The sequence below is a fragment of the Streptomyces sp. NPDC086777 genome, assembly GCF_040702065.1.
Lineage (GTDB): Bacteria > Actinomycetota > Actinomycetes > Streptomycetales > Streptomycetaceae > Streptomyces.
The window spans coordinates 482,158-506,057 of the sequence record NZ_JBFBJI010000001.1 but is presented as its reverse complement, the minus strand read 5'-3'; the positions used below and the strand labels follow the sequence as shown (position 1 = coordinate 506,057).

General features: G+C 70.3%; 22 protein-coding genes and 2 tRNA genes. 20 read left to right on the top strand and 4 right to left on the bottom strand.

Translation table 11 applies throughout. The features are described 5' to 3' along the window. Window positions 1–283 precede the first annotated feature (283 nt). The 4 genes from AB0472_RS02270 to AB0472_RS02255 all read left to right on the top strand — a co-directional run bounded on the left by AB0472_RS02270 (window position 284) and on the right by AB0472_RS02255 (window position 7,151). The gene (locus tag AB0472_RS02270; RefSeq protein ID WP_366352576.1) at window positions 284–1,513 is read left to right on the top strand and encodes a hypothetical protein; all 1,230 of its coding nucleotides are present in this window, start codon (window positions 284–286) and stop codon (window positions 1,511–1,513) included. A 298-nt stretch (window positions 1,514–1,811) separates the two neighbouring features. Continuing rightward, entirely contained in the window at window positions 1,812–3,311 is a 1,500-nt protein-coding gene (locus AB0472_RS02265) for a bifunctional cytidylyltransferase/SDR family oxidoreductase (RefSeq protein WP_366352574.1), read from the top strand. A gap of 182 nt (window positions 3,312–3,493) precedes the next feature. Further along, window positions 3,494–5,578 carry a hypothetical protein gene (locus tag AB0472_RS02260; protein ID WP_366352573.1) on the top strand — a complete coding sequence of 695 codons (2,085 nt, stop codon included), beginning with the start codon at window positions 3,494–3,496 and terminating at the stop codon, window positions 5,576–5,578. Between the two features lie 358 nt (window positions 5,579–5,936). After that, window positions 5,937–7,151 (top strand): glycosyltransferase family 2 protein, encoded by a 1,215-nt coding sequence (locus AB0472_RS02255; RefSeq protein WP_366352571.1) that lies wholly within the window; start codon window positions 5,937–5,939, stop codon window positions 7,149–7,151. Between the two features lie 18 nt (window positions 7,152–7,169). On the opposite strand, the gene AB0472_RS02250 is transcribed toward AB0472_RS02255, so the two are convergent. Beyond that, window positions 7,170–8,570, bottom strand: a complete 1,401-nt coding sequence (locus tag AB0472_RS02250) for a polysaccharide pyruvyl transferase family protein (RefSeq protein ID WP_366352569.1) — start codon at window positions 8,568–8,570, stop codon at window positions 7,170–7,172. 257 nt (window positions 8,571–8,827) lie between these two features. On the opposite strand from AB0472_RS02250, the gene proB reads away from it, so the two are divergent. The 5 genes from proB (at window position 8,828) to AB0472_RS02225 (ending at window position 13,808) form a co-directional block, all read left to right on the top strand. Continuing rightward, on the top strand, window positions 8,828–9,955 hold the full coding sequence (proB, locus tag AB0472_RS02245; protein WP_366352567.1) for a glutamate 5-kinase: 1,128 nt from the start codon (window positions 8,828–8,830) through the stop codon (window positions 9,953–9,955). Between the two features lie 122 nt (window positions 9,956–10,077). Then, window positions 10,078–10,506, top strand: coding sequence for a hypothetical protein (locus AB0472_RS02240; RefSeq protein ID WP_093503094.1), 429 nt, complete (start codon window positions 10,078–10,080; stop codon window positions 10,504–10,506). 108 nt (window positions 10,507–10,614) lie between these two features. Then, window positions 10,615–11,901 (top strand): glutamate-5-semialdehyde dehydrogenase, encoded by a 1,287-nt coding sequence (locus AB0472_RS02235; RefSeq protein ID WP_366352565.1) that lies wholly within the window; start codon window positions 10,615–10,617, stop codon window positions 11,899–11,901. Window positions 11,902–12,052: 151 nt separating this feature from the next. Then, window positions 12,053–12,637 (top strand): hypothetical protein, encoded by a 585-nt coding sequence (locus AB0472_RS02230; RefSeq protein WP_366352563.1) that lies wholly within the window; start codon window positions 12,053–12,055, stop codon window positions 12,635–12,637. A gap of 100 nt (window positions 12,638–12,737) precedes the next feature. Further along, window positions 12,738–13,808, top strand: coding sequence for a hypothetical protein (locus AB0472_RS02225; protein WP_366352561.1), 1,071 nt, complete (start codon window positions 12,738–12,740; stop codon window positions 13,806–13,808). Between the two features lie 82 nt (window positions 13,809–13,890). Here the strand turns inward: AB0472_RS02225 and AB0472_RS02220 are convergent, their stop codons facing one another. Beyond that, entirely contained in the window at window positions 13,891–14,997 is a 1,107-nt protein-coding gene (locus AB0472_RS02220) for a M48 family metallopeptidase (RefSeq protein ID WP_366352715.1), read from the bottom strand. 98 nt (window positions 14,998–15,095) lie between these two features. On the opposite strand from AB0472_RS02220, the gene AB0472_RS02215 reads away from it, so the two are divergent. From AB0472_RS02215 to AB0472_RS02185, 7 genes are all read left to right on the top strand, one after another. Then, window positions 15,096–15,257, top strand: a complete 162-nt coding sequence (locus AB0472_RS02215; RefSeq protein WP_217549548.1) for a hypothetical protein — start codon at window positions 15,096–15,098, stop codon at window positions 15,255–15,257. Window positions 15,258–15,367: 110 nt separating this feature from the next. Continuing rightward, a complete protein-coding gene (locus AB0472_RS02210; protein ID WP_177232770.1) occupies window positions 15,368–15,535 on the top strand; it encodes a hypothetical protein in 168 nt (55 codons plus the stop codon). Between the two features lie 69 nt (window positions 15,536–15,604). After that, the gene (nadD, locus tag AB0472_RS02205) at window positions 15,605–16,288 is read left to right on the top strand and encodes a nicotinate-nucleotide adenylyltransferase (protein ID WP_366352559.1); all 684 of its coding nucleotides are present in this window, start codon (window positions 15,605–15,607) and stop codon (window positions 16,286–16,288) included. A 16-nt stretch (window positions 16,289–16,304) separates the two neighbouring features. Beyond that, entirely contained in the window at window positions 16,305–18,011 is a 1,707-nt protein-coding gene (locus tag AB0472_RS02200; protein WP_366352558.1) for an LCP family protein, read from the top strand. Between the two features lie 101 nt (window positions 18,012–18,112). Further along, window positions 18,113–18,556, top strand: a complete 444-nt coding sequence (gene rsfS, locus AB0472_RS02195; RefSeq protein ID WP_366352556.1) for a ribosome silencing factor — start codon at window positions 18,113–18,115, stop codon at window positions 18,554–18,556. Further along, complete coding sequence (locus tag AB0472_RS02190) at window positions 18,556–19,224, top strand: histidine phosphatase family protein (protein WP_366352555.1); 669 nt, start codon at window positions 18,556–18,558, stop codon at window positions 19,222–19,224. The genes rsfS and AB0472_RS02190 overlap by 1 nt, the downstream gene beginning before the upstream one ends. A 111-nt stretch (window positions 19,225–19,335) precedes the next feature. Continuing rightward, window positions 19,336–19,408: transfer RNA gene (locus tag AB0472_RS02185), tRNA-Ala, on the top strand. 73 nt (window positions 19,409–19,481) lie between these two features. On the opposite strand, the gene AB0472_RS02180 is transcribed toward AB0472_RS02185, so the two are convergent. Further along, a complete protein-coding gene (locus tag AB0472_RS02180; RefSeq protein ID WP_366352713.1) occupies window positions 19,482–20,393 on the bottom strand; it encodes a helix-turn-helix transcriptional regulator in 912 nt (303 codons plus the stop codon). 123 nt (window positions 20,394–20,516) lie between these two features. Here AB0472_RS02180 and AB0472_RS02175 point away from each other — a divergent pair, with 123 nt between their 5' ends. The 3 genes from AB0472_RS02175 to AB0472_RS02165 all read left to right on the top strand — a co-directional run bounded on the left by AB0472_RS02175 (window position 20,517) and on the right by AB0472_RS02165 (window position 22,465). Then, window positions 20,517–21,986: an MFS transporter gene (locus AB0472_RS02175; RefSeq protein ID WP_366352554.1), complete on the top strand. Its 1,470-nt coding sequence runs from the start codon at window positions 20,517–20,519 to the stop codon at window positions 21,984–21,986. Between the two features lie 68 nt (window positions 21,987–22,054). Then, on the top strand, window positions 22,055–22,228 hold the full coding sequence (locus tag AB0472_RS02170; RefSeq protein ID WP_366352552.1) for a hypothetical protein: 174 nt from the start codon (window positions 22,055–22,057) through the stop codon (window positions 22,226–22,228). 3 nt (window positions 22,229–22,231) lie between these two features. Continuing rightward, window positions 22,232–22,465, top strand: coding sequence for a hypothetical protein (locus AB0472_RS02165; protein WP_006136074.1), 234 nt, complete (start codon window positions 22,232–22,234; stop codon window positions 22,463–22,465). Here the strand turns inward: AB0472_RS02165 and AB0472_RS02160 are convergent. After that, window positions 22,444–23,655, bottom strand: coding sequence for a glycosyltransferase 87 family protein (locus tag AB0472_RS02160; RefSeq protein WP_366352550.1), 1,212 nt, complete (start codon window positions 23,653–23,655; stop codon window positions 22,444–22,446). The two genes, AB0472_RS02165 and AB0472_RS02160, sit on opposite strands and share 22 nt — an antisense overlap. Before the next feature lie 113 nt (window positions 23,656–23,768). Here AB0472_RS02160 and AB0472_RS02155 point away from each other — a divergent pair. Then, window positions 23,769–23,841, top strand: a tRNA-Ala gene (locus tag AB0472_RS02155). Window positions 23,842–23,900: the final 59 nt, after the last annotated feature.

Sequence of the window (23,900 nt, the reverse complement as noted above, 5' to 3'; positions counted from 1 at the left end):
CCCGGGGGTTGTCCGGCGACTACCACCCTTTCGATTCCCACCCCCGCCCCCCCGCCCCCCGGGGCGCCCCGGCCGACCCCCCCCCGCCCCCGGCGCGGCGGGGCCCCGTGCCGGCCCGCGACGGGTTTTCCATTGCGGGGCGAACGAAACGGCTGTGCCGGTCGCAAGCCTCGTGAACCGGGCGTGCCGAAGGTCAAGCCTGTGTAACAGGAGCCTGGGACTCATCTGTGTCCCAGGCTCCTCTCAGGTGAACCTAAGGTAATCGTCTTACCTTCCGTTAACCATGGAGACGGACTGTACGAGAGGCGAAGCCCCGGTGAACGACGCCACCACAGGCCCCACGGGCCCCACCGGTTCCCTGGCCGCCCTGCCCGCCGGCACCCGCCTGCTGCACATCGGCCCGCACAAGACGGGCACCACGGCCATCCAGGGCGCCCTGTTCGCCGCGAAGGACGAGCTGCCCGAACACGGTGTGGAGTTCCCGGCGACCACCCGGCACCCGATGGAGGCCGCCCTGGCCGCCTGCGCCCGGCCCGCGATGATGGGCGACACCGTGCCCACCGACAAGCACTGGACGCGCCTGCTCAAGCAGGTCGAGGCCACCGGTGGCCGCACCTCGGTGATCAGCAGCGAGTTCTTCGCCGACGCCCCCGACGACGAGACCGTCGCCCGCATCGTCGAGCAGCTCGGAGGCGAACGCGTCCACGTCCTCGTCACCCTCCGCCCGCTCGCCAGGATCATGCCCTCGCAGTGGCAGCAGTACGTGCAGAACGGACTGCGCATGGGCTACGAGGACTGGCTGCACCACATGCTCCGCAAGGCCCCCTACGAGAAGCCCAACCCCAGCTTCTGGCACCGGCACCGGCACGACCGGCTCGTCGAACGCTGGAGCCGCGCGGTCGGCCCCGGCCGCCTCACCGTCGTCGTGGTCGACGACCGCGACCGCGACGGCCTGATGCGCACCTTCGAAGCCCTCCTCGGACTTCCCGGAAATCTTCTGCAGCCCGTCCCGGACACGGCGAACCGCTCCCTCACCCTCGCCGAGACCGAAATGCTGCGAAAGCTCAACGTGGAATTCCGCGGCAATGGACTCCCCGACGAGCTGTATTCCAAGCTCGTCCGCAACGGCGCCGTCATGCATATGAAGAACTCGTGCAGCCCCACCGCCGCCGACGTGAAGATCTCCACCCCCGCCTGGGCCGTCGAGGCTGCCGGCCGCATCGGCGCCGAGATGGTGGAACACATCGCCGCGACGGGTGTCCGCGTCGTCGGCGACCCGGCCCTGCTCTCCGCCCTGCCCGCCATCCCCGCCCAGCCGGGACCGCCCGCGGCCGAGGCCCGCGTCGCCCCCGACGTCGCCGCCCAGGCCCTCTACGGCGTGCTCGCCGCGGCGGCCGCGGCCCCGGTGCGCCACACCGCCGAGGCGAAGTCCCGCACCGTGCACCAGACGTCGTCGAAGGAACTGATGCGGGTCCTGGGGCACCGATGTCTGAAGAAGCTGCGGCGACGGTGAGGTGCCGAGGGACCGCACCGCGGGGACGGCTCAGCTGCGCTACGCCGTCCCTGTGGCACGGCGTAGCAGCGCTGAGACGTACATCAGGTCACGCACCGCAATCGAAATGCCCTGTGTAGTTACTCACAGCAAATTCACGGAACTCTTCCAGCGGCCGCGCGGTCGGCGCCCATCACCAGCGACGCAAGGTGAATGAAAGGTAGCGGGCACATATGCAGTGGACGGCGCTCACCTTGCACAGCGGTTACCGGAAGTGGGACCATTTCCTGGTTCCCTGATGCCCCAAGGTAGGTCACCTGTGTCCCAGCACATAGCCCAGCCCCGAACCACCGCAGTGATCCTGGCCGGTGGCACCGGTCAGCGGGTGGGTCTGTCGATCCCCAAGCAGCTGCTGAAGATCGCCGGCAAGGCCGTCATCGAGCACACCCTGGCCACCTTCGAGAAGGCCGACTCGATCGACGACATCATCGTGCTGATGGCACCGGGCTACGTCGCGGACGTCGAGAAGATCGTCGACAAGGCCGGGTTCACGAAGGTCAAGAAGATCATCGAGGGCGGCACCACGCGGAACGAGACCACCGAGCGCGCCATCGAGGCCCTCGGCGAGGGCCTGGCCGAGGGCGAGGACCTCAACGTCCTCTTCCACGACGCCGTACGCCCCCTGCTGTCACGGCGCGTCATCGACGACTGCGTGACCGCGCTGGAGCGCTACCAGGCCGTAGACGTCGCCATCCCGTCCGCCGACACCATCATCGTCACGCGGACCCACGGCGGGGACGGCGAGTTCATCACCGAGATCCCGGACCGCTCCCGGCTGCGCCGCGGCCAGACCCCGCAGGCGTTCAAGCTGTCCACGATCAAGCGGGCCTACGAGGTCGCCGACGGCGACCCCAACTTCCAGGCCACCGACGACTGCTCCGTCGTCCTCAAATACCTGCCGGACGTACCGATCCACGTCGTCGCGGGCGACGAGTACAACATGAAGGTCACCCAGCCCGTCGACGTCTTCATCGCCGACAAGCTCTTCCAGCTCGCCTCCACCGCCGCGCCCGAGCAGAAGGACGAGGACGCCTACCGCGAGCTCCTCACCGGCAAGACCGTGGTGATCTTCGGAGGCTCTTACGGCATCGGCAAGGACATCGCCGAACTCGCCGAGTCCTACGGCGCGAACGTCTACGCGCTCGGCCGCTCCACCACCGGCACCCACGTGGAGAACCCGGAGGAGGTCGACGACGCGCTCTCCAAGGCGTACGCCGAGACCGGCCGGATCGACTACGTCGTCAACACCGCGGGCGTGCTGCGCATCGGCAAGCTCGCCGAGACCGACAACGCCACCATCGAGGAGGCGCTGAAGGTCAACTACCTGGCCCCGGTGCAGATCGCCCGCTCCAGCTACAAGTACCTCGCCGAGACCCAGGGCCAGCTGCTGCTCTACACCTCCAGCAGCTACACCCGCGGCCGCGCCGAGTACAGCCTCTACTCCTCGACCAAGGCCGCCATGGTGAACCTCACCCAGGCCCTGTCCGACGAGTGGGCCGGCGACTCCGTCCGCGTCAACTGCATCAACCCCGAGCGCACCGCCACCCCGATGCGAACCAAGGCCTTCGGCCAGGAGCCGACGGGCTCGCTGCTCTCCTCCGAGGCCGTCGCCCGCACCTCCCTGGACGTGCTGCTCTCCGAACTCACCGGCCATGTCATCGACGTCCGCCAGCAGGACCCGACGGCGGCCGCCGGCCAGGCCACCGGCTTCGAACAGGCCCTGGCCAGTGTCCTGGACCGACAGGACGGCGTGGCATAATCGACAGCCATTAGTCATCTGTAATTCAGGCCTCTGTGGTTGCGCTTTCGCGGAGCAATCGCAGGGGCCTGAACCCGTAGAACCCGGATCGACCACCTCCCAGATTGTCCGCAAGGTCGAATTCAGGCCTTTTTGTCAGCAAAAGGTTCTCCGTGATATCCACCGCTATTCGCGTCGCCCGAGTGGGCAGTGCCGCCGAGCTGGCCGCGGCGGCACTCATGATGCTGGGCTTCCCGGTCCTCATGATCGCCGCGCTCGTTCCGAGCGTCTACGCCTTCGCGGCCGCGGCCGCCGTCACGTACCTGGCAGACCACTACCTGCACCGCAAGGGCAGCTACCTCGTCAACCGCCTGAGCAAGGTCCGGGCCGGTCTGTCGATCCGCTTCCTGATCCGGGAGCTGCTGCTGATCCTGCTGCTGGCCAGGATGGACCTCTCGAACGGCCTGGTCTTCTACGGCGCGATCGCCTGCTTCATCGCCTTCTACGGCCTGCAGGCCCCGCACGGCGCGCTGGTCACCCTGATCCGCAACCGCCGCCGGATGCCGGTCGCCACCCGCAACGTCGATCTGAAGTCCCGCATCCGCATCCCCGACGCCCCGCCGCGTGCCCTGCTCGACCGCTCCGCCGAGAAGATGCTCCACCTCGACCTCGCGGCCGTCGTCGGCCTGCTGGTCTCGGCGGCGACGGACAGCAGGGTCGCCGGATTCGTCGGCATCGGCATCACCCTCGGCCTGGGCTGCCTGTACGTGCTGGTCCTCGTGCCGTACGTACGCGGCCGCAAGACCCCGCCGGACGCCGACACCGTACTGGCGGCCGTCGACGACTGGCTGGCCGACTACCGGCCCGGGACCGTGCTGTACTTCTCCGGCTCCAAGGACTCCGCCTACCAGGTCAACATGTGGCTGGAGACCATGGAACAGCTGGAGTCCCGCCCGCTGATCCTGCTGCGCGAACGCATCATCATGCAGAGCCTCGCGCCGACCACCGTCCCCGTCATCTGCGTGCCCGGCGGCGTGCACCTGATGAACATGGACCTCTCCACCGTCCGCGTCGCCCTCTACGCGGCCAACGTCGGCAAGAACATCCACCTGCTGCGCGTCCCCACCATGCAGCACGTCTTCATCGGCCACGGCGACAGCGACAAGCTGGCCAGCGTCAACCCGTTCAGCAAGGCGTACGACGAGGTGTGGACCGCGGGCCGCGCGGGCCGCGACCGCTACGCCATCGCCGACGTCGGCGTCCGTGACGACGACATCGTCGAGGTCGGCCGCCCCCAGCTGGCCCCCATCCAGACCCGGCAGGGCGTCCCCGACGGCCGCATCCCCACCGTGCTCTACGCGCCCACCTGGGAGGGCTGGGACGGCAACCCCGGCAACACCTCCCTCGTGCTCGCCGGCGAGAACATCGTGAAGAAGCTGGTCAAGGCCGACCCGCCGGTCCGCGTCCTCTACAAGCCGCACCCCTTCACCGGCACCGTCAGCGCCGAGGCCGGTGCCGCCCACCGGCGCGTCACCGCCCTCGTCCAGAAGGCCGCCACCGCCCGCTCGGCCGACGCCCGCTTCACCGCCGACCCGGCCGCCCAGGCGGCGGCACAGGCCGAACTGACCCGCATCGAGACCCGCCTGACCGAACTGGCCGGCACCGGCGACGACAAGCGCGACGAGGCCGAGGCCAGCCGCGACGACGTCGTCGACCTGAAGAAGCACGAGGAGATCGCCCGGCTGCGCACCGCCTGGAACGACCTGTACTGGCAGGCCCTGCCGTCGTACCAGCACGCCGTCATCGCGGGCGCCGAACCCCGCCTGTACGACTGCTTCAACGTCTCCGACGCGATGGTCTCCGACATCTCCAGCGTGGTCTCCGACTTCATCGCGAGCGGCAAGCCGTATGCCGTCACCGACTCGGCCGGCCTCGGCGCGGAGGAGTTCAAGCGGGCCAACACCGCCGTGCGCGCTGCCGTGATCCTCTCCAACAGCGCCAAGGAACTCGGCGGCCTGCTGGACGCCGTGCGCGACCCGTCGGCCGATCCGCTCGCCGCGGACCGGGACGAACTCAAGCGTTACCTGCTCGGGCCGGACGAGCCGACCTCCATCGAGCAGTTCAACGCCGCCGTGGCCACGCTCGCCCGCAAGGCCGAGGCCCGCAACCTGGGCCAGGAGGCCCGGATCGCGGCCGGCGACCCCGAGGCGGCCGAACTCGCCGAAGCGCTGCCCGGCGGGAAGCCGCGGAAGACCTCCGGCGACACGGAGGGCGCCACCACCGGCTGACCTCCGCCAGGACACCGAACGGGCCGGTTCCCGGGGCTTCCCCCCGGGAACCGGCCCGTTCACCGTCGGCTGCTCGCCGCTCTCGCGATCGCCCTCGTTCCGCGCCCGCGTTCTCTTACCTCTGCTTAGGAATGCGCGCGTTTCTTCTTACCCATGCTTCGCCGTTCCGGTTGAGCAGCTCTTACCGCGCGTCCGTACTGTCCGGTGTAACCCGCTGTACACCACCCGGCAGTCCGTTCTTCATGTGAACTGAGCCACTGAGCGCCTCCTCCTGGGCAACCTGTCGCACCGGTCAGCCATCTAAGACGTTGCGACCGAGGTGACGCGGGGGGAACGCACCATTGACTAGGGGGAAAACGTGACCGTCGTTGCGCAGCCTGATGTGACCGTGATCATCGGGGCGTACGAAGCGATGCCGTACCTGGTCGAGTGCCTGGCCTCCGTCGAGCGCCAGACCCTCGACCCGGCCCGCATGGAGGTCATCGCCGTCGACGACGGATCGACCGACGGCACGGGGGAGTACCTGGAGGAGTTCGCAGCCCGTGCCGCCATGGCGGTGACCGTGATCCGCCAGGAGAACTCCGGAGGCCCCAGCGGCCCGCGCAACGTCGGCCTCGCCAAGGCCGCCGGCCGCTACGTCTTCTTCCTGGACGCCGACGACCGGCTCGGTGACGAGGCCCTGGAGCGCATGGTCGCCATGGCCGACAGGAACGGCACCGACGTCGTCGTCGGCAAGGTCGAGGGAATCAACCGCAAACCCCCGCAGTCGATGTGGGGAAAGACCCTCGACCGTACCGACGTCTTCTCCTCCAACATCAAGTTCACGCTCAGCGCCCAGAAACTCTTCCGCCGGGCCCTGCTGGAACGCCACAGCATGCGGTTCGACGAGACCCTGTGGACCGGCGAGGACGCGCTGTTCACCATGGAGGCCTATCTGCGCGCCGACGGCGTCTCCGTCGTCGCCGACTACCCCTGCTACTACCTCGTCGGCCGCGAGGACGGCAAACACGTCACCAAGAGCGGCGGCTACACCCTCCGCTTCGACTCCGCACGCGCCCTGATGAACCTGATCGCCGAGATGGTCCCGGCAGGGCCGCGGCGCGACAGCCTCATGGTCCGGCCGTTCAAGGTGACGCTGCTCCCGCAGTTCGGCCCCAAGTTCCTGAAGGACACCGACGAGGTGCGGCAGCACAAACGGGAACTCGCCGAGCCGCTGATGGACGCCCACTGGAACCCCGAGGTGGCCCGCCGCCTCAAGGTCCACGAGCGGCTCCAGCTGCACCTGGTCGCCGTACGCCGCACCGAACTCCTCCCGGACGTCCTTGAGTTCGTACGGGCGAAGAAGCAGCCCGCCGCGGTCCTCGAAGGGCGCGGCACCCGGGTGTATCTCGGCTACCCGCACTTCCGTTCCGCGGCGGCCGGCCTCCCCGACTGGGTCTACCTCGCCGAACCTCGCGAGGCCCGCGCCGTCGAGGGCTACCGCGAGGAGGCCGCCAACACCCTCCTGCGGCGTGCGCTGCGCAAGCTGCGGCGGTCCCTGCCCGCCCGGGACGTGAAACCCGCCGCCGCCTGACGCAGCCTCCCGGCGTGCCTATCCGCCCGATCCCAGCGCCCGCCGGATCGGCCTGCCGACGGCCCGCCGGGCCCGCCGGTAGACCGAGCCCGGCAGCTGCGCGGCGGTCACCTTCGCGGTGCGGGCCCCGGCGCGTGCCAGTTCCTTCTCCAGCCGGGCGTTGTCCAGTGACAGTTCGTCGATGCGGCTGTGCAGCCAGCCGAACCGCGAGGTGAGCGAGGCGACGTCCGTGTCGTTCCAGGGGCGGATCCCCGCCGGGAACGCCAGCCCCCGCATCCGCTCCTCGAAGGCCGCTCCGCCGTCGCCGTGCGTGAAGGTGTTCTCCAGCCCGTTGCGGTCGAGGAACCCGGTGAACCGCTCGAAACGCTCCCGGTGACCGCCGACCAGCCCGCCGAAATCGGCCTCCGCGTACAGCTTCGCCGGATCCGCCGACTCGGGATCCTTCACCGCCCGGTCCAGCCGCCGGTGCGGAATCCCGAAGTAACGGCAGAGTTCCAGCGTCCGCGAGTCACCGCACAGCACGGTGGCCGGCGTACCGGCCAGCAGCGCCGCGATGTTGCCGTGGATGCGCGATCCGAAGGAGAAGTCGAACGAGCGCAGGTCGTCGATCCAGGTGACCGGGTCGACATAGACCCGCACCTTGTCCTCGCGGAACATCGGATGGTCCGGATGGGTCGGCATCCCGGTCACCGAGGCGTTCGGATCCGACAGGTCGCGCCAGTGCAACTGCCGTGCGTCACTGATGTTCTGGCCGACGAAACGCAGATTCGGATAGCGCTCGTGGGTGCGCGTGATGATCCGGTCCAGGCCCTGCGTGCGTACGGCACTGTGCGAGCCGTTGATCGCGATCCGCGACTGGGGCGTCAGCTCCAGTGCCTTCTTGTGCACCGGGAGCCGGTCGCCGTGCATGAACAGCGAAGGGCAGCCGATGACCTCGACGTCCTTGAAACCCATGTCCTTCAGGTACTGCTCGGTGAACTCGCCCCGCACACCGATCGACGCACTGCGCTCCAGCACCGCCGCGCAGAACTCCCGTACGGTCGGCTCGATCCGCTTCAGCCGGTCCGGGTTGTAGTTCACCCCGGTCTGCGCTCCGACGCCGAGGACGACCACCGGGATGTCCAGTTTCGAGATCAGCCTGGTCATCCGTTTCAGCGCGCTCTCGAAGGAAGGCCGGAAGGCGTTGGCGAGCGGTACGACGAAGGCGTCGTACTCCTCGTTGATGCGGGCGGCTGCCGAGACGTCGGAGGGCATGCCGTTCGAGACGACCTCGGTTCCCGGGGTCTCGAGGATCTTGTGAGCGGCGTCGCTGAAGATCAGGTTGCCCGAGTTGGTGGCGATGACGTCCCGGTGCAGGGCCTCCTCGACGCCGACGACGTCGTAGGGACTCTTTCCCGACCTGAGGAGGATGCGCTTCACGCGGCGATCTTTGGATGACACAAACTTCAAGTTAACTTTGAGTTCGTTTCGATTTCTATAGAAAGTCAACACAACCTTTTTGCCGTAAGCGGCACGTGAACGACGCGTCACGCACCGTCTTGAACACCGCTTGACGGCCACCGGACCGCCACGGGCCTGCCATCGGTCCGTCGTCTGTCCGGAGGCTGGACGGTCGGGCCTGACTTCGGTCCCGTTCGCGTAGATTGCTGCCACGCGCAAGGAAGTGGGGACAGGACGTGTCAAGGGCTAGGCAGGCCGTCGGCGAGGCCCGCAGGATCGTCGTCAAGGTGGGCTCCTCCTCGCTGACCACCGCCTCCGGCGGCCTGGACGCCGACCGCGTCGACGCGCTCGTCGATGTCCTCGCCAAGAGCCGCAGCGGGGGAGAGCGGGAGATCGTCCTCGTCTCCTCCGGTGCCATCGCCGCCGGACTCGCCCCCCTCGGCCTGCGCCGCCGCCCCCGGGACCTGGCCCGCCAGCAGGCCGCCGCCAGCGTCGGCCAGGGACTGCTCGTCGCCCGCTACACCGCCTCCTTCGCCCGCTATGCCGTGCGCGTCGGACAGGTCCTGCTCACCTCCGACGACATGAGCCGGCGTGCCCACCACCGCAACGCCTCCCGCACCCTGGACAAGCTGCTCGCGATGGGCGCCTTCCCGATCGTCAACGAGAACGACACCGTCGCCACGGACGAGATCCGCTTCGGCGACAACGACCGCCTCGCCGCCCTGGTCGCCCACCTCGTCCACGCCGACCTGCTGGTCCTCCTCTCCGACGTCGACGGCGTCTACGACGGCGACCCCGGCAGGCCCGGCACCTCGCGGATAGCGGAGGTGAAGGGGCCCGAGGACCTCGCGGGCGTCGAGATCGGCAGCGCCGGCAAGGCGGGCGTCGGCACCGGCGGCATGGTCACCAAGGTCGAGGCCGCCCGGATCGCGGCCGCCGCGGGCATCCCGGTGGTCCTCACGAGCGCCGTGCACGCCGCCGACGCGCTCCTCGGCGGCGACACCGGCACCTACTTCCACCCCACCGGCAAACGGTCCGCAGACCGCCTCCTGTGGCTTCAGCACGCCTCCACCCCGCAGGGCTCGCTCACCCTCGACGACGGCGCCGTCCGCGCGGTCGTCGAGGGGCGCAAGTCGCTGCTGCCGGCCGGGATCGCCGCGGTGGAGGGCGAGTTCGGCGCGGGCGACCCGGTCGAACTGCGCGACACCGCAGGGCGCGCGGTGGCCCGCGGACTGGTCAGCTTCGACGCCAAGGAGATCCCGCAGCTGATCGGCCGCTCGACCAGGGAGCTGGCACGCGAGCTGGGACGGGCGTACGAACGCGAGGTCGTACACAGGGACGACCTGGTGATCCTTCACCCGTAAACGGGGCATGCGGACGGACCCCGGTGGGGGACGTTCCGTAAAACCGCCACACGAACCCTTGCGGCCTGCTCAACTTTGTCTCAGGACCACGTTTCGCACGAGCACAGCTGAAGGAGGCCGTCGTGAGACGAGTGCGCCCTGGGGCTGCGGCCTCCCGCGGTGCTCTGACGAGCGTCGCGGCCGGGGACACCTACGAGGAGCCGAAGGACCTGCCGCGCCTGTGGCACGTCACCCTCAGCGTCTGCGGCGCCGAGGTCCCCCTGCCGGAACTGCGCCGCGGACTCGAACAGCTGGCCCACGACCACCCCTTCCTCCTCACCAGCCGCTACGCCTGCGACCACGCCGAGATCCGCTACTGGGAAGAGGCCCGCGACCTCCACGACGCCGCCGCCGTGGCCCTGCGCCTGTGGGGCGAGCACCGTCAGACCGCCGGTCTGCCCGCCTGGGAGATCGTCGGCCTCGAAGTCGTCGACCGTGCCACCTACCACCAGCGCGTCGCCGAGGGCTACGGCCCGCCGCCCGCGACACCGGTCGGCATCCACCCCTTCTGACCCCTCGGGCACCGCCTCCGTCGCCGGTCGTAATCACCCGTTTTGCTCCACGTCTCGCGGTGTGGGATGACGCGTGGACGGCCCGCCGGGGCGCACTACCCTTCCCTTATGACCACGCTCTCGCCGTACGACGCCATGTCCCCGGTCACCCAGGCCGCCTACCGTGCCAAGGCCGCCGCCGCCGACCTCGCGCCGCTCCCGCGGGCCGTGAAGGACGACGCGCTGCTCGCCGTCGCGGACGCCCTGGAGGTCCGTACCGGTGAGATCGTCGAGGCCAACGCCAAGGACATCGCCAAGGCCCGCGAGAACGGCACCAGCGAGGCGATCGTCGACCGCCTGACGCTCACCCCGGAGCGGATCCGCGCCATCGCCTCCGACGTCCGCGACGTGGCGAAGCTGCCCGACCCGGTCGGCGAGGTCGTCCGCGGCTCCACCCTCCCCAACGGCATCGACCTGCGTCAGGTCCGCGTCCCGCTCGGTGTCGTCGGCATCATCTACGAGGCCCGCCCGAACGTCACCGTCGACGCCGCCGCGCTCTGCCTGAAGTCCGGCAACGCCGTCCTGCTGCGTGGTTCCGCCTCCGCCCACGCGTCCAACACCGCCCTCGTCCGCGTCCTGCGCGACGCCGTCGGCGGCGCCGGGCTGCCCGCCGACGCGATCCAGCTGGTGCCCGGCGAGGGCCGCGAGTCCGTCCACGAGCTGATGCGCGCCCGCGGCCTCGTCGACGTCCTCATCCCGCGCGGCGGCGCCTCCCTCATCCAGACCGTCGTCATGGAGTCCAAGGTCCCGGTCATCGAGACCGGCACCGGCAACTGCCACGTCTACGTCGACGCCCACGCCGACATCGACATGGCGATCGACATCCTGATCAACTCCAAGGCACAGCGGGTCAGCGTCTGCAACGCCGCCGAGACCCTTCTCGTCCACCAGGACATCGCCGCCGAGTTCCTGCCGCGCGCCCTGGACGCCCTCGCCGAGGCCGGCGTCACCGTGCACGGCGACGAACGCGTCCTCGCCCACGCCAAGGACTCCAAGGCGACCGTCGTCGAGGCGGTCCCGGAGGACTGGGAGACCGAGTACCTGTCGTACGACATCGCGGCCGCCGTCGTCGACTCCCTGGACCGGGCCGTCGAGCACATCCGGCTGTGGACCTCCGGGCACACCGAGGCCATCGTCACCACCTCGCAGCAGGCCGCCCGCCGCTTCACCCAGCTGGTCGACTCGACCACGGTCGCCGTGAACGCCTCCACCCGTTTCACCGACGGCGGCCAGTTCGGCTTCGGCGCCGAGATCGGCATCTCCACCCAGAAACTGCACGCCCGCGGCCCCATGGGCCTGCCGGAGCTGACCAGCACCAAGTACATCGTCACCGGCGACGGCCACATCCGCCGCTGACATCCGTACGGCCCAGCCGCGCAACCCCGTACGGCGTGCGGGCGCGCGGCGGGGCGTACGCGTCCCCGGACGAGCGTGAGAGGCGTCTCACCGGGCCTATGAATTTCCATACCGTCTGCCCAAATTGACCCCCCAGGTCTACTCTGGATCCGTGCCGGAGGACGTGGGGGGCACGCCGTTCCCTGACGGCTGGGAGCCCGACGACGACCATGACCACGGAATGTCGGACGAAGAGTTCGACTCCGTGGTCTTCGACGAGGCCTTCGTGAAGGCGGCCGTGGTCCACGAGCCGACCGCCGTCGAACGCCTCCTTGCCGCAGCCCAGGCGAGAGCCGAGGCCTCCGAGGCCGAGGCCCGCCGCGCCCACCCCAGAGGCGAGCGCTACGACGACGGCTACAGCCCCGACGGAGCCGAGTTCGGGCACGCCGGCGAACTCGACGACCTGGACGACGGCGACGTACTCGAGGACCGGTACGGCGCCGCCGGGACGTACGGCAAACACGTCCGCTGGCACCGTCCGGTCGCCTGGGTGCTCGCCCTCGTCATGGGCATCGGCATGGTCGCGCTCGCCTTCGCAGCGGTCTACCGCAGCGCCTCCTCGGGCGGCAGCCGCGACCAGGTCCCCAGGCCCCCCTCCACCGGCCAGGAACAGGGCACCGCGGCGGCACCCTCCGTGTCCGCCGACTACTCCCAGTCCGCCAAGCCGGCGGTCTCCGTGGTCCCGCGCACCCCCTGAGCGATTGCGGCCGCCCTGGTGACAGTCGTGGTGAGAACCTGTCAGAAGTTGTCGTGTAGCAGGGCGTTTACCTGAGGCTCCCGAGACCTACTCTGAAAGTATGGGCGGGCCAGGAGACCCACCTGAGGGGACACCCGAGGGCGGCCCCGTGGGTGGCGAGGACGAGTATCGATCCGTTGTCTTCGACGAATCGTTTGTCCGCGCTGCCCGCCTCCAGGAGTCCTCCGCACGCGAACGCATGACCGACCACGCGCCCGCCGTACGCCGTCGCCCGCCCCTGCGCCGCGGCCTCACCCGGCAGGCCATGATCCTCGTCATGCTGATCCTCGCCGCCTTCGGCACCGCGATCTACATGGGCGTCCGCCACCCCTACGGCACCGACGAGACTCAGCAGCCCGTCGAAGCCCTGCGGATGACCGTCATCCCGCTCTCCCCGCAGGGCAGGGTGCCCGGCGCCGCCGACGCCGAGACGCTGTTCGCGCACAGCCCGGCCGCGCAGTACGAGGTCGGCGCCGAGGGGATACCGCTGCCGGCCGCCCGGAGCACCGCGCACTTCTCCGACAGCCAGGTCGTCACCGCCCTGACCACGGCCAAGGACTACCTGGTCCGTTCCTCGCTCTACCCGGAGGTCCTCGACAGCAGCGAGGTGCGGCCCGCGCGGGCGCTGCTCGACCCCGGTCAGCTCGACCAGTTCGACCATAGCGTCGACCACCCCGCGGCGGACGGCCGGCACGCCCCCACCGGATGGCTGGTCCGCTTCGACCCCACCCGCGCCGAACTCGCCGACCCGAGGATCCGCGTCCAGGGCAACCTGACGGCCACCGAGACCGACCCGGCCACCCTCGAGGTCACCGCCGACCACACCTTCGTCTACGCGCTGCGGCCCACCGGCGCCCCGGTCGGCGCCCAGGCCTCCCTGTTCACCGTGCGCCGCCAGCTGACTTTCCGCTTCGACCGCGACGACCTGCGCCTGCACCAGACCCAGCTGGTCGTCTCCTACGTCCAGGCGGGCCCCCTGTCCTGCGCCGAGGACGCCGCCGACCACCTGCACCCCCTGCTGGCCGGCCAGACGGCCAGGGCGGGCGGCCCCGCGGGCACGAACCCGTTCGCCACGGACAGCGCCACCGCCCTGTGCGGGACGCTCTCCACCGCGGCCGAACCGAAGGTCTGAGCGAGGGCACCAGGCATCCGACGCGGACCCGCCCCCTGCCGACGCTTGGCCCCGTCCCTGCCGGCGCGGGGCCCGGCCCCTGCTACGCCTCGCCGCCCTCCGGCTCCGGGGGAGTGTCCCGGGGCGGCGTGTCCTTCGGCGGGGGCGCGCTCGTGAACCCGTCGAAGCCGCGCTTCACCCGGCCGCCCAGGTTCCCCGCCCCGCCCGCGAAGTCCGAGACCAGCTTCATCAGCGGGTCCTTGGAGCTCTTCATGTCACTGGCGTAGCTCGCCGCGGACTCCTTGAACGAGTCGCCGACCGAGGTGTCCTTGTCCTCGGTCCGCCGCGGGTAGTGGCCGTCCATGATCCGCTGGTAGTCGCGGGAGGCGGCCCACTTCTTCAGCTCGGCCGCGCGGACCGTGGTGAACGGGTGCGAGCGCGGCAGCACGTTCAGGATCTTCAGGACCGAGTCGCGCAGGTCACCGCCCGCCTCGTACTCCTCGGCCTGCTGCAGGAACGCGTCCACGTTCATCTCGTGCAGGTGGTTGCCGCCCGCGATCTTCATCAGGCCGCGCATCGAGGCCCGCAGGTCCTGGCCCACCAGCAGCCCGGCGCGGTCGGCGGACAGCTCCGACTTGCGGAACCACTCCCGCAGGGCCGTCACGATCGCCAGGATCGCCAGGTTGCCCAGCGGGATCCAGGCGACCTTGAGCGCGAGGCTGGTCAGGAACAGCAGGATCGTCCGGTACACCGAGTGCCCGGACAGCGCGTGCCCCACCTCGTGGCCGACGACCGCCCGCATCTCCTCCTCGTCGAGGAGCTCCACCAGACCCGTGGTCACCACGATGATCGGCTCGTCCAGGCCGATGCACATCGCGTTCGGCTGCGGGTCCTGCGTCACGTACATCGGCGGGACCTTCTCCAGGTCCAGGATGTAGCAGGCGTCCCGCAACATGTCGTTCAGATGTGTGAACTGCTGGTCGGACACCCGGACCGAGTCGGACAGGAACAGCAGCCTCAGGCTCCGCTCCGGAAGCAGCCCGCTGAGCGCCTTGAAGACCGCGTCGAAACCGCTCAGCTTCCGCAGCGCCACCAGCGCGGAACGGTCCGCCGGATGCTCGTACGCACGTGAGGAGATCCCCGGGAACCGCCTGCGCTGCCTGCTCGGCACCCGCTCGTGCCCGTTCTGCTCGTGGCCGTCGTCGGACATGTCATCCCCCATGTGCGTGAGTGTCTGCCGTGCCCCCGGGGCGGGGCCCAGCCTAGGCGGATATACCGTGGTCGGGCAGTACAGCCGAAGGAGTCCTCATGGAGCACCACCCCCCGGCCGCCTGGCTCACCCAGGCCGCGAGCGCCGCCCAGCACCAGGGCTCGGGCGATCTGCTCCGGGTCGTCATCGTCGTCATGTTCGTCGGCTGCGCACTGACCGCCTGGTTCCTGTTGCGCGGGTACAAACAGAAGGACGACTGAGCCGCCGGGATCGTTCCCCGATGGAGGAGTCGGCGTGATCGCCGCCGGGCCACCCGCATACGATGAGCCGACATCTTTATCCCGTCCACACGCGATAGGTCCTGCCGCAGATGATGAATCTCCACAGCGCCGCTGCCCAGTTGGTCACCCTCGCCGCAGAGGGCGAGGAGCACGGCGGCAACCACAACAGCCTGAACCCGGCCGTCACCGGCGGCAGCGCCCTCGTCATCCTGCTGCTCCTGCTGTGGATCACCACCCGCTTCAACCGCGACCGCTGAGCCGGACACCGAGCCCGGCACCGGTCCTCCGGGCGGGGCCCACGGGCCGGGCCGGTAGGGTCTGCACGCATGGGAGAGCAGGACATGCCTACCGGTCCGGCAGCTGACGAGGCCGACGACATGACGACACGGCCGCGGTACACGCCGGCGGGCCCCGCGCACACCGGCAAACGCCGCCTCGGCGTCATGGGCGGAACGTTCGACCCGATCCACCACGGGCACCTCGTGGCGGCCAGCGAGGTCGCCGCCCAGTTCCACCTCGACGAGGTGGTCTTCGTGCCCACCGGGCAGCCCTGGCAGAAGACCTCCCGCGCCGTTTCACCGGCCGAGGACCGCTACCTGATGACGGTCATCGCGACCGCGGAGAACCCGCAGTTCTCCGTCAGCCGCATCGACATCGACCGCGGCGGCCCCACCTACACCGTCGACACCCTGCGGGACCTGCGCGCCCTCAACCCCGACACCGACCTGTTCTTCATCACCGGCGCCGACGCGCTCGGGCAGATCCTCACCTGGCGGGACTCGGAGGAACTCTTCTCCCTGGCCCACTTCATCGGCTGCACCCGGCCCGGCCACCACCTGACCGACCGCGGACTTCCGGAGGGCGGCGTCTCGCTGGTGGAGGTTCCTGCGCTCGCCATCTCCTCCACAGACTGCCGTGCGAGAGTCGCCAAGAGCGACCCGATCTGGTACATGGTGCCGGACGGAGTCGTGCGCTACATCGACAAGCGCGAGCTGTACCGCGGCGAGTGAGCCGAGAGGGGCACCGGTGAACGACCGATACGACGCGGGCTACGGAAACGACCAGTACGAACTCGTCGGCTACGACGAGTACGGGCAGCCGGTGTACCGCCAGATCCCCGCGCAACAGCAGCAGACGTACGACCCGTACGCAGGCCAGGGCCAGGGGCAGGGGCAGGGGCAGGGCTACGGCTACGACCCGTACGCCGGCGGTGGGCAGCAGGCCGCGCCCTCGTACGACACCGGGCAACAGGCCCCCGTCCACGACACCGGACGGCAGCCGGTCATGCCCGGCTACGACCCGTACGGCACCGGCGGCCATGCCGCCCACGACCCCTACGGGCAGGCGGCCGCCGGCGGCCGGCAGCCCCGGGTCGCCGAGCAGACCGCGCACATCCCGCAGCAGGCCGGACCGGCCGACCACGCCGCCGGCCCGCGGCAGACCGAGGACGAACCGGAGTACCACACCGGGCAGTTCGCGTTCGTCGAACAGCCCGACGGCGACTCCGAGGACGTCATCGACTGGCTGAACTTCACCGAGAACCGCACCGAGCGCCGCGAGGAGGCCAAGCGCCGCGCCCGCAGCCGGATGATCGCCCTGGTCGTCGTCCTCGCCCTGGTCGCCGTCGGCGGCGCCGGCTACCTCTGGTACGCCGGAAAGATCCCCGGTCTGTCCTCCTCCACCGCCAAGGGCGGCACGACAATCTCGGCGGCCGCCCAGAAACGCGACGTGATCGTCGTCCACCTGCACAACACCGGTGGCGGCGGCACCTCGACCGTGCTGCTCGTCGACAACACCACCACCAAGCAGGGCAGCAGCGTCCTGCTGCCCAATTCCCTCGCCCTCACCGACGACGACGGCACCACCACGACCCTCGCCAAGTCCGTCGACGGCGACGGCTCCTCCGGCACCCGCGACCAGCTCGACACCGTCCTCGGCACCAACATCGAGGGCACCTGGCGCCTCGACACCCCCTACCTGCAGAACCTCGTCGACCTCGTCGGCAACATCGACATCGACACCAACGCCGACGTCCCCGACCCGGACGCCAAGAAAAAGGGCGAGGAGCCCCTCGTCCATCAGGGCAAGGACCAGACCCTCGGGGGCAAGGCCGCCGTCGCCTACGCCACCTACCGCGCCTCCGGCGAAGCTCAGAACGCCCAGCTGGAGCGGTTCGGGCAGGTCATGCAGGGTGTGCTGCGCAAGCTGTCCTCCGACGCCTCGGCCGCGACGACCACCGTGCAGACCCTCGCCCAGATCCTCGACCCGTCCCTGACCGACAAGGACCTCGGCACCTTCCTCGCCAAGCTCGCCGACCTCGCCAAGGACGGCGACTACAAGACCGCCCTGCTGCCCGTGCAGAGCGACGGCACCCTCAGCGCCGAGACCAGCTCCAGCGTCGTCAAGGACATCCTCGGCGGCACCGCCAAGAGCCCGTCGGCGGGATCCGCGGTCCGCGTCTCCGTCCAGAACGCCACCGGCGTCAAGGACGACACCGAGAAGGCCCGCGTGGTCCTCGTCAACGGCGGCTACACCTTCCTGGAAGGCGGTACGGCCTCCAGCACCCGGGCCACCTCCGAGGTGCTCTACGCCGGCGCCGCCGACAAGGAGAACGCCACCGAGGTGGCCAAGACCCTCGGCCTCGGCACCGGCGCCGTCCGCAAGGGCACCGTCGGCTCCGGCGCGGACATCTCGGTCGTCCTCGGCCAGGACTACAAGCCGTCCTCCTCCTGAGGCGGCCCGCCGCACCCCACGTGACCCGGTAATCACGTGGGGTGTGCCCGGCGGTCCGTGAGACCCTTGAGGTCAAACGACCGCCGAGGGAAAGCCACGCAGTGACCGCAACCGACCGTTCCCACGAGCTCATCACCGCCGCCGCCCAGGCGGCCGCCGACAAGCTCGCCCACGACGTCATCGCCTACGACGTCAGCGACGTCCTGTCGATCACGGACGCCTTCCTGCTGGCCTCCGCGCCCAACGACCGCCAGGTCAAGTCGATCGTCGACGAGATCGAGGAACGCCTCCAGAAGGAACTCGGCGCCAAGCCGGTGCGCCGCGAGGGCGACCGCGACTCCCGCTGGATCCTGCTCGACTACGTCGACATCGTCGTCCACGTCCAGCACAGCGAGGAGCGCGTCTTCTACGCCCTGGAACGGCTGTGGAAGGACTGCCCCGAGATCGAGCTGCCCGCCGACGCCAAGGCCACCCGCGGCAAGGCGGCGGAGCACGCCAGGCTGCAGGCCGCCGAGGACTCCGGCGAACCGGACGGGGACTGGTGATGAGCGCCACCGGCGAGGTGACCGACCGCACGGGCCGCGGCCGCCGCATCATCCTGTGGCGGCACGGCCAGACCGCGTGGAACGTGGAGCGCCGTTTCCAGGGCTCCACCGACGTCGAGCTCACCGAGACCGGCATCGGCCAGGCCCGCCGTGCGGCCCGCCTGCTCGCCTCCCTCGGCCCGGACACGATCGTCTCCTCCGACCTGCGGCGCGCCGCCGACACGGCCGCCCAGCTCGCCGCCCTCACCGGCCTCGACGTGATCCGCGACGAGGGACTGCGGGAGACCTACGCGGGCGTGTGGCAGGGCCTCACCCACGAGGAGATCATCGCCCGCCACGGCGACGAGTACGCCGCCTGGAAGCGGGGCGAGCCGGTCCGCCGCGGCGGCGGCGAACTGGAGACCGAGGTCGCCGACCGGGCCGCCCCCGTCGTGCTCCGGCACGCCGAGAAGCTCCCCGAGGACGGCACCCTCGTGGTCGTCAGCCACGGCGGCACCATCCGCACCACCATCGGACGGCTCCTCGGCCTTGAGTCCCACCACTGGGAGAGCCTCGGCGGTCTCACCAACTGCTGCTGGTCCGTGCTCGGCGAAGGCGCCCGCGGCTGGCGACTCCTGGAGCACAACGCCGGCACCCTCCCGGAGCCCGTCCTCGGCGACGACGACTGACGAACCTGCGGCCGCCCGGCCCGCCCGGAGCCCGGATTTCACTTTCCGGCAGGTCGCAGGCTAAAGTTCTTCTTGTTCGCCCCGCCAAGCGGAAAGACGGGAAGAACACGAGGGGCTATAGCTCAGTTGGTAGAGCGCCTGCATGGCATGCAGGAGGTCAGGAGTTCAATTCTCCTTAGCTCCACAGATCGGCACTTCGCAGACTGTCGAAGACAAATCTCGAGTTGTCAAAGATCGGTGACGGAATCCCGTCCTCTTCAGAGGGCGGGATTTCCTGTGTTCCACTCCCGGAGGATCTCGGCGGCCTCCTCCTCCGTCACCGGCCACAACCGCTGCCTGCGCTCCCGCAGCAACGCCACCCGCTCCCGCGTGCGTTCGTCCTCCGGCGTGTAGACCACGATCCGCGCCTCCGGCATCCCGTCGATCGACAGCGACTGCGACGTCATCCGCAGCTCGCCCACCGCCTCATGACGGAACGTCTTCACCCGCGGCCCCGGCTGCGCCACCGCCCCGCTCTCCCACAACTGGGCGAAGTACCCGCTGGCCTGCGACAGCGCCTGTATGAAGTCCTCCCAGGCGGGCTCGCCGACATGTCTGCCGTAGGAGGAGCGCAGGGTCGCCACCATCACCGGCAGTTCACGCCGCAGATGCACCACCGGGCTGGTCTCCTCCGGCACCGTGAACAGCGTCCACAGCACGTTCGGCACACCGATCCGCACCGTCTCCGGCACCAGGAACAGGTCCCGGTAGGCGGCGTTGGTGGCCAGCACGTCGTAGCGCGAGGTGTACACCACCGCCATCAGCGGGTCCAGCGCGTCGATGATGCCCTGCACCTCCGCGCCGACCGACCGGGACAGCCCCTCCGGCACCGGGGCGAACGGCACCTCCGCCAGCCGGTACAGATGCTCCCGCTCCGGCGGGTCCAGCATCAGGGTCCGTGCCACCGCGTCCAGCACCTGCGCCGACGCGTTGATCGGCCGGCCCTGCTCCAGCCACGTGTACCAGGTCACGCCCACCCCCGAGAGCTGGGCGACCTCCTCCCGGCGCAGCCCCGGCGTGCGCCGCCGCAGCCCCGGCGGCATCCCGACGTCCGCCGGCTGCACCCGGGCCCGCCTGCTGCGCAGGAACGCGGCCAGCTCCGGCCTGCGGCGGTGTGCTGTCGTCGTCATCGTCGCGTCCCCCGTCGTCACGTCTCCATCGTCGGCGCGGACAACGCCGGCTGCCAGGTGCTGCCAGTACCAGCATCGGCGGGCTCTCGGCACCCTTACCGGCCCGCCGCCACGCTCGGTCGCATGACGACGACATCCCGGACGGGACCAGGTCCCGTACCCGCCGCGACCCCTGCGAAAAGTGAAGCACCCGGCACTGACAACCGGCCCCGGCTGCTCCTCACGGTCGTCCTCGCGGCCCTGTTCATGGCTGTGCTGGACGTCTTCATCGTGAATGTCGCGGCCCCCACCATGGGTTCCGAACTCCACGCCTCGGGCGCCGACTTGCAGCTGGTCGTGGCCGGATACGCCATCACCTACTCGGTGCTGCTGATCACCGGCGCCCGGCTCGGCGACCGGCTCGGCCACGGCCGGGTCCACCTCGCCGGCCTCGCCCTGTTCACCACGGCGTCGCTCGCCTGCGGCCTGGCCCAGGGGGCCACCGAGCTGATCGTGTTCCGGCTGGTGCAGGGCGCCGGATCGGCGGTGATGATCCCGCAGGTCCTCAGCATCATCCAGCGTGCCTTCACCGGCGAGGCCCGCATACGGGCGCTCGGCGCCTACTCAGCGGTCCTCGCGGTCGGCGCGGCCGCCGGCCAGATCATCGGCGGCGTCCTGGTCAGCGCCGACCTGTTCGGCACCGGCTGGCGGCCGGTGTTCCTCGTCAACGTGCCCGTCGGCGCCGTACTCCTCGTCCTCGGCCGGCGCGTCCTGCCGCCCGGCTCCGGATCCGGTCCCGAGCGGGCCCGCGGCATGGACCTGCCCGGCCTGGTCCTGCTGGCGGCCGCCGTGTCGCTGCTGACGGTCCCGCTGGTGCTCGGCCAGGAGGAGGACTGGCCGCTGTGGTCCTGGCTGTCCCTGGCCGCCGCCGTGCTCCTGTTCGCGCTGTTCTGCGGGTACGAGGCGGGGCTCGCCCGGCGCGGCGGCGCCCCGATCGTCGCGCCCCGGGTGCTGCGCCACCCCGGCATGGGCCTGGCCGTCCTGCGGATCCTCGCCGTCATGGCCGTCAACGCCGGATTCCTCTTCACCCTCACCCTGCACGTCCAGAGCGGCCTCGGCTACAGCGCACTGCGCGCCGGTCTCACCTTCGCGCCGACCGCCGTCGTCTTCGGCGCGGTCGCCCTCACCTGGCGCAGGTGGCCGGCCGCCTGGCAGCGGGCGCTGACCCCGGCCGGGTTCGTGCTCACCGCGCTGGGCGCGGCCGGGGTCGGCCTGGCCTTCCACGGGGGCGGCGACGGGGGCGCACCGCTTTATGTGGCGTACGCCGGTGTGGGCGCGGGGCTCGCGCTCGCGTTCAGTCCCACGCTCACCGGCGCGCTCGCAACCGTGCGCCCCGAGGACGCCGCGGACGCCAGCGGACTCCTCGCGACCGTCACCCAGCTCGGCCAGCTCCTCGGCGTCGCCGCGTTCGGCACACTGTTCTTGAACCGGCTTGAGTCACTTGGGGGCCCGCGGGCGTATACCTCTGCGGAGGCGCTGTCAGCCTGCGCATGGGCGCTCGCCGCGACGGCGGCCGCGGGTGCCGTGTCCGGACTGGTACTGAGGCGTCGCTGACCGTATTGGTCCGGCCGTGGCAGAATCAAACGGCCGGAAGGGGGCGCGGCCCGACGGGAGGAGTAGCGATGCCTGCGAGCATCCTTGAGGAGGGCGGCCACCTCCTCGGTGCGGCGTTGATACGGGACACGAACACCCGGCTGCTCTGCCCTTCCTGCGGTTCCGTGCATGTCGCCCAGGTACTGGGCGACAACGGCGGGATCTCCTACGTGTGCACGGCCTGCGGCCACAGCTGGAGCTGATCGATGGGTGCACACAGGCGGAAGTGCGACTGGTGCGGGAGCGGCACCCCCATCGTCCGCGACATGGAGCCGATCAACCCCGACTACCAGTACTGGTGCGAGGAATGCGCGCGGGCGCTGATCATAAAGGGCGACCCGATCGAGACCTACCGTGAGCTGGAGGGCGAGCCGATCTACGGTCGGCTCCTCGAAGAGCACTGCACGCTCAAGCGCTTCTACTCGTTCGTCACGGCCTGACCGGGACCCGGCCTCGGCAACGATGTCCGGGTGAGCGCCAGGAAGAGCACCCCGGTGACCGTGTAGAGCGCGGACAGCGTCAAGGTGACGGCGTTCTGGTGCAGTTCGGGCCGCCCCTGCCCGTGCGGCACCCACCACAGGGCGTACGAGCAGAAGACCAGAAGTGTGCCCGCGGCCACCGTCCGGTGCCCGCGGGTCCACAGCAGCAGCACCACCGGCACGCACCACACCCAGTGGTGCGACCAGGACACCGGGCTGATCAGCAACGCGGTCACCGCGCAGGCGGCCACCGCCCAGGCCCGCCGGCCGCGCAGCTCCGCCGCCACCGCCACCGCGATCCCCAGGACGGCCGTCAGGGCCGCAGCGGCCGCCCACAGGGCTCCTGGGTCGGGAGTGTGCAGCAGGCGCGCCAGAACGCCGCGCAGGGCCTGATTCGCGGTCTCCTCGGCCCGCCCCACCCGTCCCGTCCGGAACACCATCCCCGTCCAGAACCGCCACGAGTCGTACGGCAGGACGGCCGCCGCCAGCAGCGTCGCACCCGCGAAGACGGCGGCCGCCCCGCGCGCGTGCCGCAGCCACGGCCCGCCGTCCCGTCCGGCGTGGCGCGCGGCCAGGCCGGTGACGAGCAGGAATACCGCGAACAGGGCAGGGGTCAGCTTGACCGCCGCCGCGAGCCCGACACCCACCCCCGCCCAGCGGTCCGGGTATTCGGCGGGACGGCGTGACAGATCCCACAGGACCAGCACCGCCAGCAGCAGATTGACCTGCCCGTAGCGCACGGTCGTCCACACCGGCTCGCACCAGACCGCGGCCGCCGCGACCCACAGGACGTGCTCCACGCGCGCGTGCCCGACGAGCCGCATCGACAGCCCGACGAACGCCAGCAGCAGGACCAGGTTCCCGGCCATCGCCAGGGTGCGCATGCCCGTGACGTCCAGCAGCGTCAGCGGGACGAACAGCAGCGCCGCGAACGGGGGGTAGGTGGACGGCAGATGAGCCGCCGTCGTCCGCAGCGCGTAGAGATCACCGCCCGCGCGGACGGTCGCCCCCTCCGCCCGGTAGACCATCAGGTCGATCATCGACACGTGCGCGGCCCGCTGGGCCACCCAGAACGCCGCGAACGACAGGAGACACGCCCCCAGTGCCACCGGCAGCCGGCGCCGGGTCTCGGAGATCGCGATCACGGTCACGAAGCCCGACACTAGCGTCCGTATCCGTACAGAACGGAAACGATTTGGTGGTGCACCCCTTCGACCGTGTAATGTTGGCGTCGCCGCCAGGGAAACCCGGCGGACCAGAACACGGGGCTATAGCTCAGTTGGTAGAGCGCCTGCATGGCATGCAGGAGGTCAGGAGTTCAATTCTCCTTAGCTCCACAGAAGTGGGTTGGGGGGGGGAAGCAACACAGTTTGTGCAACTAAAGGTGTTTGTTGGG